Genomic DNA, 13,575 nt, shown 5'->3' on the forward strand with positions numbered 1-13,575 from the left:
GCGACACCCGCGCCCCGCGCTCAGCCCAGGTTGAGCGTCGGCCAGTCCGCGAGGTCCTCGCGCATGCGCCGGTCGTGCGTCGCGACGACGACGGCCGCAGGCGTGCGGCGCAGCGCGAGCGTGAGCTCGTCGACGAGGTCGATCGACAGGTGGTTGGTCGGCTCGTCGAGCAGCAGCACGTGCGGCGCCGCGAGCAGCGCGCACGCGAGGTCGAGGCGACGCCGCTGCCCCACCGACAGGTCGACGACCGGACGGTCGAGGTCCTCCTCGGGCAGCAGTCCCAGGAACGCGACGGGAACGACCAGCTCGGGGTCGAGCGCCCCGGCCTCGAGCAGCCGCAGCGCGAGGCGCGCGCACAGGTCGAAGCCCGTCGCGCCGTCGGCCACCGACGCCGCGAGGCCCGACAGGTCGACGCCCGCCTGCACGCCCATCCCCTCCTGCCCGACGACGCCCAGCCGCGCCCCGGGCCGCACGACCCGCTCGCCGCGGTCGCTCGCCAGGGTCCCCGCCAGGACTGCGAGCAACGACGACTTGCCCGTCCCGTTGCCGCCCGTGATGAGCAGCCTGCCCGACGCCGGCACCGCGATCCGCGTCCCCGGCAGGTCCAGCCGCCCCGGAACGCGCGGGCTGCGCACCGCGAGCACCTCGAGGGCGGCGGCACGCGACCAGTCCTCGGCCATCGCGGGGAGGTCCGGGAAGTGCAGCTCCGCGGGCGGCACCGGGACCTCGACCGCCTGCGCCTCGAGCCGCTCGACCAGCCGGTCGGCTGCCTTGACGTGAATCCGCGCGCGCGTGCCGCGGCGGTTCTTGTTCGAGCCCTTCGGCGGACGCCACTCGTCCGACAGCCCCTCGTAGGACGCGTCGAGGCGCTGCGCGAGCACCTCGCGCCGCTTCGTCTCCGCGCGGAAGCGCTGCCGCCAGCGGTGCAGCGCCTGGTTCTTCGCGAACCGGAACGACAGGTAGCCCGGCTGCCCGTAGAGGACCGGTCGGCCGTCCATCGCCGGGTCGAGGTCGAGGATCCCGGTCGCGACGTCGTCGAGCAGCATGCGGTCGTGCGTCACGATCACGACCGCCGCCCGCGACTCGAGGAGCTGCGCCGTCAGGTACTCGATGCCCGAGTCGTCGAGGTGGTTCGTCGGTTCGTCGAGCAGGAGGACGTCCGCGCGCTGCGCGAGCCTGCACGCGAGGCGCACCCGGTGCCGCTCCCCGACCGACAGGTGCGCGAGCTCACGCGCGCGGTCCGTGCACGCCCCCAACCGGGAGAGCGCCTCCTCGACGCGGCGCCCGGCGTCCCACGCGGCGACGTGCTCGGCACGCGCGAGCAGCTCGGTCAGGGCAGCGAGGTCGCCGCGCTCGTGGTCGAAGTCTCGCGTCGCCGCGTCGAGCTCCGCCGCGAGCTCGCGGACGTGCACGAGCGCCTCGTCGATCTCGTCGCCGACCGTGCGACCAGGCTCGTGCTCCATCTCCTGCGGCACGACGGCGATGCTGCCCTCGCAGCGCACCTCGCCCGCCGACGGCGCGAGCTCGCCTGCGAGGACGCGCAGCAGCGTCGTCTTGCCGCTGCCGTTCTCGCCCACGACGGCGAGGCGCTGCCCCGCTGAGACGTGCGCGGTGACGTGCTCGAGGACCTGGCGCCCCGGATATCCGTAAGCGACGTCGTCGGCGACGAGGTGCACGGTGGGCATCGGTCTCCTGGGGTCGCTACGGGCGGCTGCAGCATCCCAGCCTACGGCCGCTACCGTGGGCTCATGACCGACCGCATCGAGCACGACAACCCGCACGACCTGCTCGGCACGCCGCTGCCGCCCGCCCGCACGCCTCGCAACGTGGTCGTCATGGCGGCCGTCACGGACGCCCTCGCCGTGCTCACGTTCGCCGCGATCGGTCGGGCGAGCCACGACGAGGCGCTCGGGCTCGCCGGGCTCGCGGGGACGGCATGGCCGTTCCTCGCCGCGCTGCTCGTCGGCTGGCTCGTCCTGCGCGCGCACCGCGCGCCTCGGGCGGCGTGGCCGACAGGCGCGGGCCTGTGGCTCGTCACCTGGGGCGGCGGCATGCTGCTCCGTGCTGCGACGGGCGGCGGGACGGCGACCGCGTTCGTGATCGTCGCGCTGTGCTTCCTCGGCCTGTTCCTCGTCGGCTGGCGGCTGCTCGCCCGCCTCCTGGGCAGCCGGTCGCTCCTCCCCGGACTCTCGGAGAGCTGACTGCTCAGGCGCTCGTGAGCGCCGCGGCGATGTGCGGGGCGAGCGCGCGGAACGCGCGGCCTCGGTGGGAGATCGCGTTCTTCTCGTCCGGCGTCAGCTCGGCGGTGGTCCGCTCGCTGCCCGCGGGCAGGAGGATCGGGTCGTAGCCGAAGCCGCCCGTGCCGCGCCGCGCGGTGAGCAGCGTCCCCCGCAGGTACCCCTCCTCGACGTGCTCGACGCCGTCGGGCGTCACGAGCGCGGCCGCGCACACGAACTGCGCGCCCCGGTGCTCGGGGGCGATGTCCGAGAGCTGGGCGAGCAGCAGGTCGAGGTTCGCGGCGTCGTCGCCGTGCTTCCCGGCCCAGCGCGCCGAGAAGATGCCGGGCGCACCGCCCAGGACGTCCACGGCGAGGCCCGAGTCGTCCGCGACGGCCGGCAAGCCGGTCGCCTTCGCGAGGGCACGCGCCTTGATGAGCGCGTTCGCGGCGAACGTGAGGCCGTCCTCGACGGGCTCGGTGACGCCGAAGTCCGTCGCCGAGACGACCGACGCAGGGTCGAGGCCAGAGACACCCGAACCGTCCGCTGGCACGAGGATCGCGCGGAGCTCACCGAGCTTGTGCGCGTTGTGCGACGCGAGGACGAGCCTCGCAGGGACGGTCTGGGCAGGCACGGTCATGTCGTCTCCAGCGGTTCGCGGGTGGTGGTCTGGCGATTCAGACGGCGTACGTCTCGCCCGGATGGGCGAGCTCGGCCGGGCCAGCGTACGTGGAGCGGGCCTCGTCGAGGATCACGTCCGGGGCTGTCCACGGCTGCAGGTGCGTGAGCACGATGCGGCGGGCACCGGACGCCGTCGCGACCTCACCTGCTCGCCGTCCGGTCAGGTGGATGCCGCGTGCCTCGTCGCGGTCCTCCTGGAAGGCCGCCTCGACGAGGAACAGGTCGGCGTCACGGGCGGCGTCCACGATGTTGTCGCACACGTCCGTGTCGCCCGAGTACGTGATCGTGACGTCGCCGTCCCCCGACTCGCTCGGCCCGGTGATGCGCAGCGCGTACGCCTCGACAGGATGGTCGACGGCGTACGGCTCGATCGTCAGGGGGCCGACCTGCCACGGCTGGTCCCACGTGCCGAGGTCGAAGCAGCACAACCGCTCGGCCGCACCGAGACCGAAGGCCACACCGACCCGCTCGTCGGTCGCAGCCGGGCCGCGGACCGGCATCCGGCGGCACTCGCCGCGCGCGTCCTGACCGTGCTCCGGGTGGTAGCGCAGGTAGACGTACAGGCCGCACAGGTCGATGTAGTGGTCAGGGTGCAGGTGCGTGATCGCGACCGCGTCGAGCGAGCTCGGCTCGACGTGCGACTGCAGCGGACCGAAGGCGCCGCTGCCGAGGTCGAGCAGGACCGTCCACGTGCGGCCGTCCGCGTCGTCGGCCGCGACGAGGTAGCTCGAGGCGGGCGACTGCGGGCCGGCCATCGACCCGGAGCACCCGACGACGGTGAGCCTCACGAGTGCCTCACCAGGTCATCGTGGCTCTCGCCCTCGACCGCGGTGACCTCGGGCCCGAGGAAGCGTCGCGCGAGCGTGTGGAACGACGTCGGGTCGCCGGTCGCGACGAACCGGTGCTGCGGCGGGCCGGCCTCGGGGCTGCGCGCGAGGTCGTGGGCGACGAGGGTGCGGTAGACGTCCTTCGCGGTCTCCTCAGCGCTCGAGACGAGCGTGACGCCCTCCCCCATGACGTAGGAGATCGGGCCGGTCAGGAGCGGGTAGTGCGTGCAGCCGAGGACGAGCGTGTCGACGCCCGCGTCGCGCACAGGCTCGAGGTAGCGCTTCGCGACCTCGATCGCCTCAGGGCCCGACGTCGTCCCCGACTCGACGAGCGACACGAAGTCAGGGCAGGCCTGCGACACGAGGCGGACGTCCTGTGCGATCGCGAACGCGTCGTCGTAGGCGCGGGAGTCGATCGTGGCGCGCGTGCCGATCACGCCGACACGGCCGGAGCGGGTCGCGGCCATCGCGCGGCGCGCGGCGGGGAGGATCACCTCGACGACGGGGACCCCGTGGCGGACGGTGTAGCGCTCGCGCGCGTCACGCAGGACGGCAGCCGAGGCGGAGTTGCAGGCGATGACGAGCATCTTGACGCCCTCGTCGACGAGGCGGTCCATGATCTCGAGAGCCATCGCGCGCACCGCAGCGATCGGCTTGGGGCCGTAGGGGCTGTTAGCAGTGTCCCCGATGTAATGGATCGACTCCTGCGGGAGCTGGTCGAGGATGGACCGCGCCACCGTCAGACCTCCCACGCCGGAGTCGAAGATGCCGATGGGCGCGTCGTTCACGGCTCCGAGCCTAGCGAACGGTCCTGACGGACGCGGTGCCTGCCGTCACGTTGAGCCGCACCTCACACCGGGGAGGCGCGTCCCGGTCGCAGATCGCGCCGGTGCAGGAAACGCCGCGGGGCGGCCCCGGCCAGATGGCCAGGACCGCCCCGCGACGAAGGGGTTGGAGCGTTGCCGCTTAAGCCCTGCTACGTCCGCGGCCGACGAGACCCAGGATCAGGCTGACGACGAGGACGGCGACGCCGATCCAGACGAGGAGCGAGCCCACCCCGGAGAAACCGACGATCATGAGAATGACACCGACGATCAGAATCAGAAGCCAGCTAGGCATGAGAATCTCCTCTCGTTGGGCGGCCCGGGCAGGCCGCCTTTCTCCTCAACCATGCAGGGGGTCATCGCTGGCCGCACGCTGAACCAATAACACCAGGGTGGTAACACCCATCACAGTGTTTCAAGTTGCGGATCATCGACTTCTGAGGTCTGCGAGCATCAGCTCGACGAGGGAATCCTGCAGGAAGCCCGTGAGCACATAGACCGACCCGAGCAGCCGGACCCGCTCGTCGAGCCCGTGCTCCGCACGGGGCCGCCCCTCCCACGCCGCCGCCACCGCGTCGTCGAGACGCTCCGCCGACTCCTCGTCCACGATCTCGAGGCGGTCCGCGAGCACGAGGCGCAGGTCCGTGAGCGCCCCCGCGACGTCGGCAGCCTCGTCCCGGCCGACGACGACGTCACGCGCCCCGAGCCCCAGGTCGTCCTCGCTGAAGAACGCCGTCGCCGAGGCCGCGCCGGTCGACTCCTCCGCACGCACGAGACGCCCGATGAGGTCGACGAGCCGCGCGACCTTGTGTCGGGCGACGTCCTGCTGGGTGAGCCGCCGGAACTCGGCAGACACCTCGGGCTCGGTCGGCGCGGCGTCCGGCAGCAGACGCGCGATCGCCGAGTCCGACGGCGCGTCCGGCACCTCGGCCGTCACGCCCGCGAGCGGCCACCCCTCCGGGACGTCCACGTCGGCGTCACCCTCGTCGACGTCGAGCCCCACGACCTCAGACTCGAGCAGCTCGATGACCTGCTCCGCGACCTGCGCCAGGACGTAGCGCTCGTCACGGGTCAGCCGCGCCACGTACCGCTCAGGGCGCACGTCGTCGACACGGAAGACCTGCATCAGCGCGGCGACCTCTCGAACGTCGCCCACAGGCCGCGCTCGTGCATCGCCTGCACGTCCCTCTCCATCTGCTCCCGGCTGCCCGTCGAGACGGCCGAGCGCCCCTCGTGGTGCACCTCGAGCATGAGCTGCTCGGCCTTGGCCTGCGTGTAGCCGAAGTACGACTCGAAGACGTACGCGACGTAGCTCATGAGGTTGACCGGGTCGTTCCACACGATCGTGACCCACGGGTCGTCGGGGCGCGCGAGCGTCGCCGTCGCGCCGCGCTCCTCGGCGTCCAGCTGTGTCCCGTCCTCACGTCCTGCCACGGTGCCAGCCTAGGACAGCGTGCAATACGGTCTGAGGATGACCGGTCACCCCACGCACAGCTCCGCGCTGCTCACGGACAAGTACGAGCTCACGATGCTCCAGGCGGCGCTCGCAGCAGGAACCGCCCACCGCAGGTGCGTGTTCGAGGTCTTCACCCGGCGGCTGCCCGCAGGCCGTCGCTACGGGGTCGTCGCGGGTACCGGCCGGTTCCTCGAGGCGCTCGAGCGCTTCCGTTTCGGCACCACCGAGATCGAGTGGCTGCTCGCCGACGGCGTCGTCGACGAGCCGACGGCGCAGTACCTCGCGGACTTCCGCTTCTCGGGGACCATCCGCGGCTACGCGGAGGGCGAGATCTACTTCCCCGGGTCGCCGCTCATGGTCGTCGACGCGCCGTTCGCCGAGGGCGTCGTGCTCGAGACGCTCGCGCTGTCGATCCTCAACCACGACTCGGCCGTCGCTGCCGCCGCCTCGCGCATGACCGCCGCCGCCGGCGACCGGCCCTGCCTCGAGATGGGCGCCCGCCGCACCCACGAGGAGGCCGCGGTCGGGGCGGCGCGCGCCGCCGTCGTCGCGGGCTTCGTCGGGACGTCGCACCTCGAGGCGGCACGCCGGTACGGGCTCGCCGCGATCGGCACGGCCGCGCACGCGTTCACGCTCCTGCACGACGACGAGGAGCAGGCCTTCGCCGCCCAGGTCGCCTCGCTCGGCACAGGCACGACGCTGCTCGTCGACACGTACGACGTCACGCAAGGCGTCGAGCGCGCGATCAAGGTCGCGGGGACGGGGCTCGGCGCGGTACGGCTCGACTCGGGCGACCTGGGCGCGCAGGCCGTCGAGGTGCGCCAGCAGCTCGACGCCCTCGGTGCGACCGGCACGCGGATCACCGTCACGAGCGACCTCGACGAGCATGCGATCGCGGCCCTCGCGTCCGCGCCGGTCGACTCGTACGGGGTGGGCACGCAGCTCGTCACCGGCTCCGGCCACCCCACCTGCTCGATGGTCTACAAGGTCGTCGCCCGCGAGGACGCGGCAGGTCGGCTCGAGCGGGTCGCGAAGGCGTCTGCGTCCAAGGCGAGCGTCGGCGGGGCGAAGAACGCCGCCCGGACGCTCGACGGACGCGGGCGCGCGACAGGCGAGATCGTCGCGGTCGGGACGCCCGAGGCGGTCGCCGCGTGGACCCCGACCGGGCGGACGCGACCGCTCCACGTCGACCTCGTGGTCGACGGCGAGATCAACACTGACCTGACCGGGGCGCAGGGCGTACGCCGGGCCGCAGAGCACCACGCGCGCGTGCGCGCCGAGCTCCCGCTCGACGCGTTGCGACTCTCGGTCGGTGACCCGGCGCTCTCGGCGAAGGTCGTCGACCTCGGCTGACCTGGGCGGTCGTCAGCGCTTGCCGATGAACCAGCGCCGCACGAGAGCGACGCGCGCCTCGAGCTGCTCGACGGTCGCGAGCGGCACCTCGGGCCCCCCGCACTGCCGACGCAGCTCGACGTGCACGGTTCCGTGCGGCTGGCCCGACCGGCGGGCCCAGCCCGCGACGAGCTGGTTGAGCTCGCGTCGCAGCTCGGCTGCCTTGCGGTGGTCCATCTCCTCGCGGACCGCGTCCGCGCTGCCACGGCTCATCTGCCCGGCCTGACGCTGCCGCAGCAGCGTCGTCACCTGGTCCGCGTCGAGAAGCCCGGGCAGGCCGAGGAAGTCGAGCTCCTCGTCCGAGCCGACGTCGGCACCCAGGCCGAACTCGCCGCCGTCGAACAGGACCTTGTCGAACGACGCCTGCGCCTCGAGCGCCTCGAACGAACCGAGCAGGTCGCCGGCGGCCTTGTCCTCACGGTTGGCCGCAGCGATGAGCGAGTCCTCGAGCTGCCCGTCGGTCTCCCCGGGCTTCTCCGGCCGGTCGAGCGCGTGGTCACGCTCGACCTCCATCGCGTGCGCGAGCTCGAGGAGCTGCGGGACGCTCGGGAGGAAGACCGACGCGGTCTCGCCGCGACGCCGTGCGCGCACGAAGCGACCGACGGCCTGCGCGAAGAACAGCGGCGTCGACGCCGACGTCGCGTACACGCCGACCGCGAGACGCGGGACGTCAACACCCTCGGAGACCATGCGGACGGCGACGAGCCAGCGCGAGTCCGACGACGAGAACTCCTCGATGCGCTGCCCTGCACCTGCGTCGTCCGAGAGGACGACCGTCGGCGACTCGCCCGTCAGCCGGGCGATGTGGCCCGCGTACGCGCGCGCGTCCGTCTGGTCGGTCGCGATGATCATCGCGCCCGCGTCGGGGACGGAGCGCCGCACCTCGGTGAGGCGCTTGTCCGCAGCCGCGATGACCGACGGGATCCACTCGCCGTTCGGGTCGAGCGCGGTGCGCCACGCCTGCCCGGTCATGTCCTTCGTGAGCGGCTCGCCGAGGCGCGCGCTGATCTCGTCGCCCGCCTTCGTGCGCCAACGGACGTTCCCGGAGTACGACATGAAGATCACAGGCCGCACGACGTGGTCGCGCAGCGCCTGACCGTAGCCGTACGTGTAGTCGGCCGACGAGCGCCGGATGCCGTCGTTGCCGCGCTCGTAGCGCACGAACGGGATCTTGGCGGTGTCCGAGCGGAAGGGCGTTCCCGTCAGCATGAGCCTGCGGGTGGCGCTCTCGAACGCCTCGCGCACCGCATCACCCCAGCTCAGCGCGTCGCCCCCGTGGTGCACCTCGTCGAGGATGACCAGCGTGCGGTCGGCCTCCGTGCGGGCGCGGTGGAGCGCGGGGTTGGCAGCGATCTGCGCGTACGTGATCGCGACGCCGTCGTAGAAGGCGCCGTGCCGCCCCTGGTTGTTGCGGAACGACGGGTCGATCTTGATGCCCACGCGCGCAGCCGCGTCGGCCCACTGGTGCTTGAGGTGCTCGGTCGGTGCGACCACGGTCACGCGCCGCACGACGCCCGCCTCGAGGAGCTCGGTCGCGAGCCGCAGCGCGAACGTCGTCTTGCCGGCGCCCGGGGTCGCGACAGCCATGAAGTCGCGCGGGTGCGTCGCGCGGTACCGTTCGAGCGCCTCGGCCTGCCACGCACGCAGCTTCGTCGCGGTACCCCAGGGCGCACGCTGCGGGAACGCGGGCGCGAGCTGAGACGCCGCCGCCGACGACGCGTGCACGGGCATGCTCTGCACAGCCTGCCGCGGCGCGGGCCCACCGACGGTCGCCCGGGCGCGCTCCGCCGAACGTTCGCGAGCCCGCTGGACGCGGTCCTCGAGAGCGGAGGCGAAGAGGTCAGGCTGCTCTGCTGCCTCCGTCACTTGTCCGAGTCGCCGGCGCCGTCGTTCCCGTCGCCGTCCTCGGGCTTGCGGAAGCCCTCGTAGATCTCCTTGCACACGGGGCACACCGGGAAGCGGTTCGGGTCGCGACCGGGGACCCACACCTTGCCGCACAGCGCGATCACGGGGTTCCCCGAGACGGCGGAGGCGAGGATCTTCTCCTTGCGGACGTAGTGCGAGAAGCGCTCGTGGTCCCCCGGCTCGACCTCCTGCGTCTGCTCGACGCGCTCGAGCAGGCCCGTGGCGCCGCCGTCGCGGCTCGGCCCGCCGGGGCCCGTGGGGCCGGACGGGGCAGAAGGTCCGTTCGGGGAGGGGAGGGTCTCGCTCATGAGCACGAGTCTACGACGCCCCCTCCGACACACCCGGTCCGTCCGGGCGTCGGTACAGTGCTCGGGTGACCTCCCCCGCAGCCCCGTCGCCGCCTCCCGGGAGCCCTGCGCCCGACGGCGCGAAGGCCCGCGCGGACAGCTGGACGTGGGCGGTGCGCGTCTACCGGACACGCTCCCTCGCCGGCGCGGCGTGCCGCGCCGGGCACGTGAGCGTCAACGGGGAGAAGGCCAAGCCGTCGTCGCCCGTCCGGGTCGGCGACGAGGTGCGCGCCCGCACGGACGCGGGCGAACGCATCCTCGTCGTACGTCGGGTCCTCACCAAGCGGGTGAGCGCGCCGCTCGCGGCCGAGGCCGTCCAGGACCTCACACCTCCGCCTCCCCCGCGCACCGAGGTCCCGCTCGCGCCGATGCGCGAGCGAGGCGCCGGGCGTCCCACGAAGCGGGAGCGGCGACAGATCGACGAGCTCCGCGGTCGCGAGGCCCGCTGACGCCTTGAGGCCTGCTCAGGCGAGCGGGCTCGCGAGGGTGTTCGTCCCGAACCCCGAGGAGAAGGTCGGGCCGCGGTCGGCGAGCTCGCGCGCGAACTCGTGCTGCCACGCGGGGAACGGTGCGTGCGCGAGGGACTCGTTCGCGAACCGGCGGTCCTCGGTCACCTCGGTGACGCAGAACGACGGGATGCTGAGGTTCGTCACCGGAGTACCGCGCTCGCACTCGGCGATGACGAGGCCGCGGTTGCGCCCCGCGAAGACGTCGACGACCCAGCCGTCGTCGCCGAGCCAGGCGGAGTAGCGGTTCTTGACGATGCGAGCTCCCCCGCGCCGCATCATCTCGATGCCGACGTGGACGTCGATCTCGCGCTCGGCCTCGTACCGCGTGCCACCGACCTGCGGGCCCTTGACGGTGAGCGCGCAGAAGTCGAAGCGGTCCGCGTGCACGTCGAGGAGGTCGACCGCGTCGAGGTCGGCGCTCGGGTCGAGCACGATCCCGTCCGCCTGGACGCGCAGTCGCATGGCGTAGCCGTCGACTGCCAGGAAGTAGGACTGCACGATGAGCGTCGGCGTCGGGTCGTCCCGCACCGCGTCAGGCAGGCCTCGGACGAAGAAGCGCCGCTCGAACTCGAAGTCGCCGTATCCGGTCTCGCTCATGGGGTGTCCTGGTGTGGGGGCCGGTGGTCGTCGGCGGGGACGCCGTCGGGCTGAACGTAGCACCGCGGGCCCCGGATTCGTGGGATCTCGGGGCTGTGCGGCCTCTCTCGGGACTCGTCAGCGTCCGTAGGGCAGCGAGCGGCGTCCCTCGGGGTCGATCCGGCCGAGGATCAGGTCGCTGATCGTGTGGAGCTGGGCGACCTGCTCGTCGCTGAGCGGTTCGAACACCTGGGAGCGGACCGTGCGCGCGTGCCCGGGTGCGGCCTCGACGACGGCGTCCCAGCCTGCGTCGGTGAGGCGGGCGTTCATCGCCCTGCGGTCCGCGTCGCAGACGGCGCGGCTGACGAACCCGCGCTTCTCGAGGCGGGTGACGACGTGGGAGAGGCGCGGCAGGGTCGCGTTGGTGCGGGCTGCGAGGCCTGTCATGCGCAGGGTGCGGTCCGGGGCCTCGGAGAGGATCGCGAGGACGTAGTACTCGAAGTGGCTGAGCCCGCTGTCGCGCTGGAGCTGGGAGTCGAGGACGCCCGGCAGGAGCTCGACGACGCCGATGAATCGCACCCAGGCGGACAGCTGCTCGGGGCTGAGCCAAGGGCTGTCGTCGGGGGCCACCACGGTGCTGTCGTCGTTCATACCCTCATCATAGCGCATTGGTTGACGCTTCAACCAATGCGGCGTAGCGTCGATGAAACCGGGCCGCCCGCTCGGCACCACCCCCGTCGAAGGAGCTCCTCATGACCACGATCACCATCATCGGCACCGGCAACATGGCCCACGCGATCGGCGGCGTGCTCGCCGACGGCGGCGTCTCGGTCCAGTACGTCGGCCACGGCGAGAACACCCCCGTCCAGGGCGACATCGTCATCCTCGCCGTCCCCTACCCCGCCGTCGACGACGTCCTCGCGACGTACGGCGACCAGCTCGACGGCCGCGTCGTCGTCGACATCACGAACCCCCTCGACTTCAGCACGTTCGACTCCCTCGTCGTCCCGTCCGACAGCTCCGCGACCGCGCAGATCGCCGCACGCATCCCCGGCGCCAAGGTCCTCAAGGCGTTCAACACCACCTTCGCCGCGACGCTCTCCGCCAAGACCGTGGGCGGCCTGCCCACCACGGTCCTCGTCGCCGGGGACGACACCGACGCCAAGGCCGCGCTGATCGGGGCCGTCACCGCGGGCGGCGTCTCCGCCCTCGACGCCGGAGCGCTCTCCCGGGCGCGCGAGCTCGAGGCCCTCGGGTTCCTGCAGCTCACCCTCGCCGTCGGCGAGAAGCTCCCGTGGACCGGCGGCTTCGCCGTCGCGCGCTGACCGTCCGAGGAGGTGTGCGCCAGGCGGCGCGCACCTCCTCCCGCGCGAGCCACAGACCGCGGGTGCCCGAGTTGCCCCGTTTGCGGCATTCCCGGCACGGACTTAGCGTCACAGGGTCCGGCACGAGCCGTCGACCGCAGCGTGGCGGCCGGCACACGGCTGGGATGCCGGACCCGACCGACGGGCTCACCCGCCCGCCGAAAGGGGCAACGCGATGAGGTCCACACCCACACGATCGCGCGTCGCCGGGGCCGCACTGGCCCTCGTGCTCGCCGGGACCGTCGGAGCCTCCGGCTCCGGATGGCACGGCCACGACAAGAAGCACCACCGCGACGACACCCGCGCGAAGAACGTCATCTTCATCGTCGGCGACGGCATGGGCATCGCCCACCGCGAGCTCATCAGGCTCGCGACCGTCGGACGCGACGCGGAGCTCGAGATGGACCAGATGCCGTACCACGGCTGGGCCCACACAGACCCGGCGGATCCCGAGGACGTCGTCACCGACTCCGCGGCCGGCGCGACCGCGTTCGCGACCGGGGTCCGCTCCTACAACGGCGCCGTCGGCGTCGACGTCGACGGCAAGCCCGTCACGAGCCTGCTCGAGCGAGCCAAGAAGTCTGGCAAGGCGACCGGGCTCGTCACCACCTCCCAGGTCACCGACGCGACGCCCGCCTCCTTCGGGTCGCACGTCGCGGACCGCGGCGACCAGAGCGAGATCGCCCGCCAGTTCCTCGAGGTCACCCAGCCAGACGTCATCCTCGGCGGCGGCGAGGACTGGTGGTACCCCGCGGACGAGGAAGGCGCGTGGCCGGACAACCCGCCGACCGACCCGAGCGAGCAGTCGAAGGGCACGAAGGGCAACCTGGTCGAGCGCGCCAAGACGCTCGGGTACGAGTACGTGACCGATGCCGACACCCTCGCCGCCGCCAAGGTCCGCGAGGGCGGCAAGCTCCTCGGGCTCTTCGCCAACGAGGAGATGTTCGAGCACCACAACGAGGGACCCGACGCCATCTACGACCCGTCCGTGCCGCTGCCGACCATGGCCACCAAGGCCCTCGACGTGCTCAAGAAGGACAAGCAGGGCTTCTTCCTCGTCATCGAGGAGGAGGGCATCGACGAGATGGCGCACCACGGCAACGCGACGCTCATGATCGAGGCGGGCCGTGCGCTCGACCGGACGGTCGCGCTCGCACGTGACTTCGCGAAGAAGGAGGGCAACACGCTCGTCGTCGTCGCGGGCGACCACGAGACCGGCGGCCTCGCCATCGAGAACCCCGACGACGACGAGTCGGGCGACGGCGAGCAGGCCGAGGACGGGCCCATCACCCTGTACGGGACGGACCAGGAGTTCTACGTCGACTGGACGACCGGCGGCCACACGGGCGCCGCGACCCCGGCCACCGCTGAGGGCCCGGGCGCGGCCCGCATGCGCGACGTCCGCGACAACACCGACATCCACGACCTCGTCCTCGCGGCGATGAAGCTGGACCGCGGACGCCGCTGACCCGTCAGCG

16 protein-coding genes are annotated in these 13,575 nt (G+C 72.6%); 5 read left to right on the forward strand and 11 right to left on the reverse strand.

Annotation, left to right across the window (positions count from 1 at the left end; translation table 11 throughout):
• Positions 1-20: 20 nt before the first annotated feature.
• On the reverse strand, positions 21-1,685 hold the full coding sequence (locus HF995_RS01265; RefSeq protein WP_168446017.1) for an ABC-F family ATP-binding cassette domain-containing protein: 1,665 nt from the start codon (positions 1,683-1,685) through the stop codon (positions 21-23).
• A 63-nt stretch (positions 1,686-1,748) separates the two neighbouring features.
• On the opposite strand from HF995_RS01265, the gene HF995_RS01270 reads away from it, so the two are divergent.
• Complete coding sequence (locus HF995_RS01270; RefSeq protein ID WP_210727049.1) at positions 1,749-2,201, forward strand: DUF3054 domain-containing protein; 453 nt, start codon at positions 1,749-1,751, stop codon at positions 2,199-2,201.
• Positions 2,202-2,205: 4 nt separating this feature from the next.
• Here HF995_RS01270 and rdgB read toward each other — a convergent pair whose 3' ends face one another.
• The 6 genes from rdgB to clpS all read right to left on the reverse strand — a co-directional run bounded on the left by rdgB (position 2,206) and on the right by clpS (position 5,955).
• Positions 2,206-2,856, reverse strand: coding sequence for an RdgB/HAM1 family non-canonical purine NTP pyrophosphatase (rdgB, locus tag HF995_RS01275; protein WP_168446018.1), 651 nt, complete (start codon positions 2,854-2,856; stop codon positions 2,206-2,208).
• 37 nt (positions 2,857-2,893) lie between these two features.
• Positions 2,894-3,685 carry an MBL fold metallo-hydrolase gene (locus tag HF995_RS01280; protein ID WP_168446019.1) on the reverse strand — a complete coding sequence of 264 codons (792 nt, stop codon included), beginning with the start codon at positions 3,683-3,685 and terminating at the stop codon, positions 2,894-2,896.
• Positions 3,682-4,512, reverse strand: a complete 831-nt coding sequence (gene murI, locus HF995_RS01285; RefSeq protein WP_168446020.1) for a glutamate racemase — start codon at positions 4,510-4,512, stop codon at positions 3,682-3,684. The genes HF995_RS01280 and murI overlap by 4 nt, the downstream gene beginning before the upstream one ends.
• Before the next feature lie 178 nt (positions 4,513-4,690).
• On the reverse strand, positions 4,691-4,843 hold the full coding sequence (locus HF995_RS01290; RefSeq protein ID WP_168446021.1) for a hypothetical protein: 153 nt from the start codon (positions 4,841-4,843) through the stop codon (positions 4,691-4,693).
• 132 nt (positions 4,844-4,975) lie between these two features.
• Positions 4,976-5,704: a DUF2017 family protein gene (locus HF995_RS01295; RefSeq protein ID WP_168446022.1), complete on the reverse strand. Its 729-nt coding sequence runs from the start codon at positions 5,702-5,704 to the stop codon at positions 4,976-4,978.
• Positions 5,674-5,955, reverse strand: a complete 282-nt coding sequence (gene clpS, locus HF995_RS01300; RefSeq protein ID WP_210727129.1) for an ATP-dependent Clp protease adapter ClpS — start codon at positions 5,953-5,955, stop codon at positions 5,674-5,676. Before clpS ends, HF995_RS01295 begins: the two co-directional genes overlap by 31 nt.
• Before the next feature lie 64 nt (positions 5,956-6,019).
• Between clpS and HF995_RS01305 the strand changes: the two genes are divergently transcribed.
• The gene (locus tag HF995_RS01305; RefSeq protein ID WP_168446024.1) at positions 6,020-7,357 is read left to right on the forward strand and encodes a nicotinate phosphoribosyltransferase; all 1,338 of its coding nucleotides are present in this window, start codon (positions 6,020-6,022) and stop codon (positions 7,355-7,357) included.
• Between the two features lie 12 nt (positions 7,358-7,369).
• On the opposite strand, the gene HF995_RS01310 is transcribed toward HF995_RS01305, so the two are convergent.
• Both HF995_RS01310 and HF995_RS01315 read right to left on the reverse strand, forming a co-directional pair.
• Positions 7,370-9,127 carry a DEAD/DEAH box helicase gene (locus HF995_RS01310; protein WP_168446934.1) on the reverse strand — a complete coding sequence of 586 codons (1,758 nt, stop codon included), beginning with the start codon at positions 9,125-9,127 and terminating at the stop codon, positions 7,370-7,372.
• Positions 9,128-9,258: 131 nt separating this feature from the next.
• Positions 9,259-9,609 (reverse strand): DUF3039 domain-containing protein, encoded by a 351-nt coding sequence (locus HF995_RS01315; protein ID WP_168446025.1) that lies wholly within the window; start codon positions 9,607-9,609, stop codon positions 9,259-9,261.
• Positions 9,610-9,674: 65 nt separating this feature from the next.
• Between HF995_RS01315 and HF995_RS01320 the strand changes: the two genes are divergently transcribed.
• The gene (locus HF995_RS01320) at positions 9,675-10,097 is read left to right on the forward strand and encodes an RNA-binding S4 domain-containing protein (protein WP_168446026.1); all 423 of its coding nucleotides are present in this window, start codon (positions 9,675-9,677) and stop codon (positions 10,095-10,097) included.
• 15 nt (positions 10,098-10,112) lie between these two features.
• Here the strand turns inward: HF995_RS01320 and HF995_RS01325 are convergent, their stop codons facing one another.
• Both HF995_RS01325 and HF995_RS01330 read right to left on the reverse strand, forming a co-directional pair.
• Positions 10,113-10,754, reverse strand: coding sequence for a CYTH domain-containing protein (locus HF995_RS01325; protein ID WP_168446027.1), 642 nt, complete (start codon positions 10,752-10,754; stop codon positions 10,113-10,115).
• Between the two features lie 117 nt (positions 10,755-10,871).
• Complete coding sequence (locus HF995_RS01330; protein WP_168446028.1) at positions 10,872-11,384, reverse strand: MarR family winged helix-turn-helix transcriptional regulator; 513 nt, start codon at positions 11,382-11,384, stop codon at positions 10,872-10,874.
• A gap of 101 nt (positions 11,385-11,485) precedes the next feature.
• Here HF995_RS01330 and HF995_RS01335 point away from each other — a divergent pair, with 101 nt between their 5' ends.
• Both HF995_RS01335 and HF995_RS01340 read left to right on the forward strand, forming a co-directional pair.
• Positions 11,486-12,058 (forward strand): NADPH-dependent F420 reductase, encoded by a 573-nt coding sequence (locus HF995_RS01335; RefSeq protein ID WP_168446029.1) that lies wholly within the window; start codon positions 11,486-11,488, stop codon positions 12,056-12,058.
• A gap of 214 nt (positions 12,059-12,272) precedes the next feature.
• Complete coding sequence (locus tag HF995_RS01340) at positions 12,273-13,565, forward strand: alkaline phosphatase (RefSeq protein ID WP_168446030.1); 1,293 nt, start codon at positions 12,273-12,275, stop codon at positions 13,563-13,565.
• Positions 13,566-13,575 lie beyond the last annotated feature (10 nt).

This window comes from Sanguibacter hominis ATCC BAA-789 (assembly GCF_012396185.1).
Taxonomy (GTDB): domain Bacteria; phylum Actinomycetota; class Actinomycetes; order Actinomycetales; family Cellulomonadaceae; genus Flavimobilis; species Flavimobilis hominis.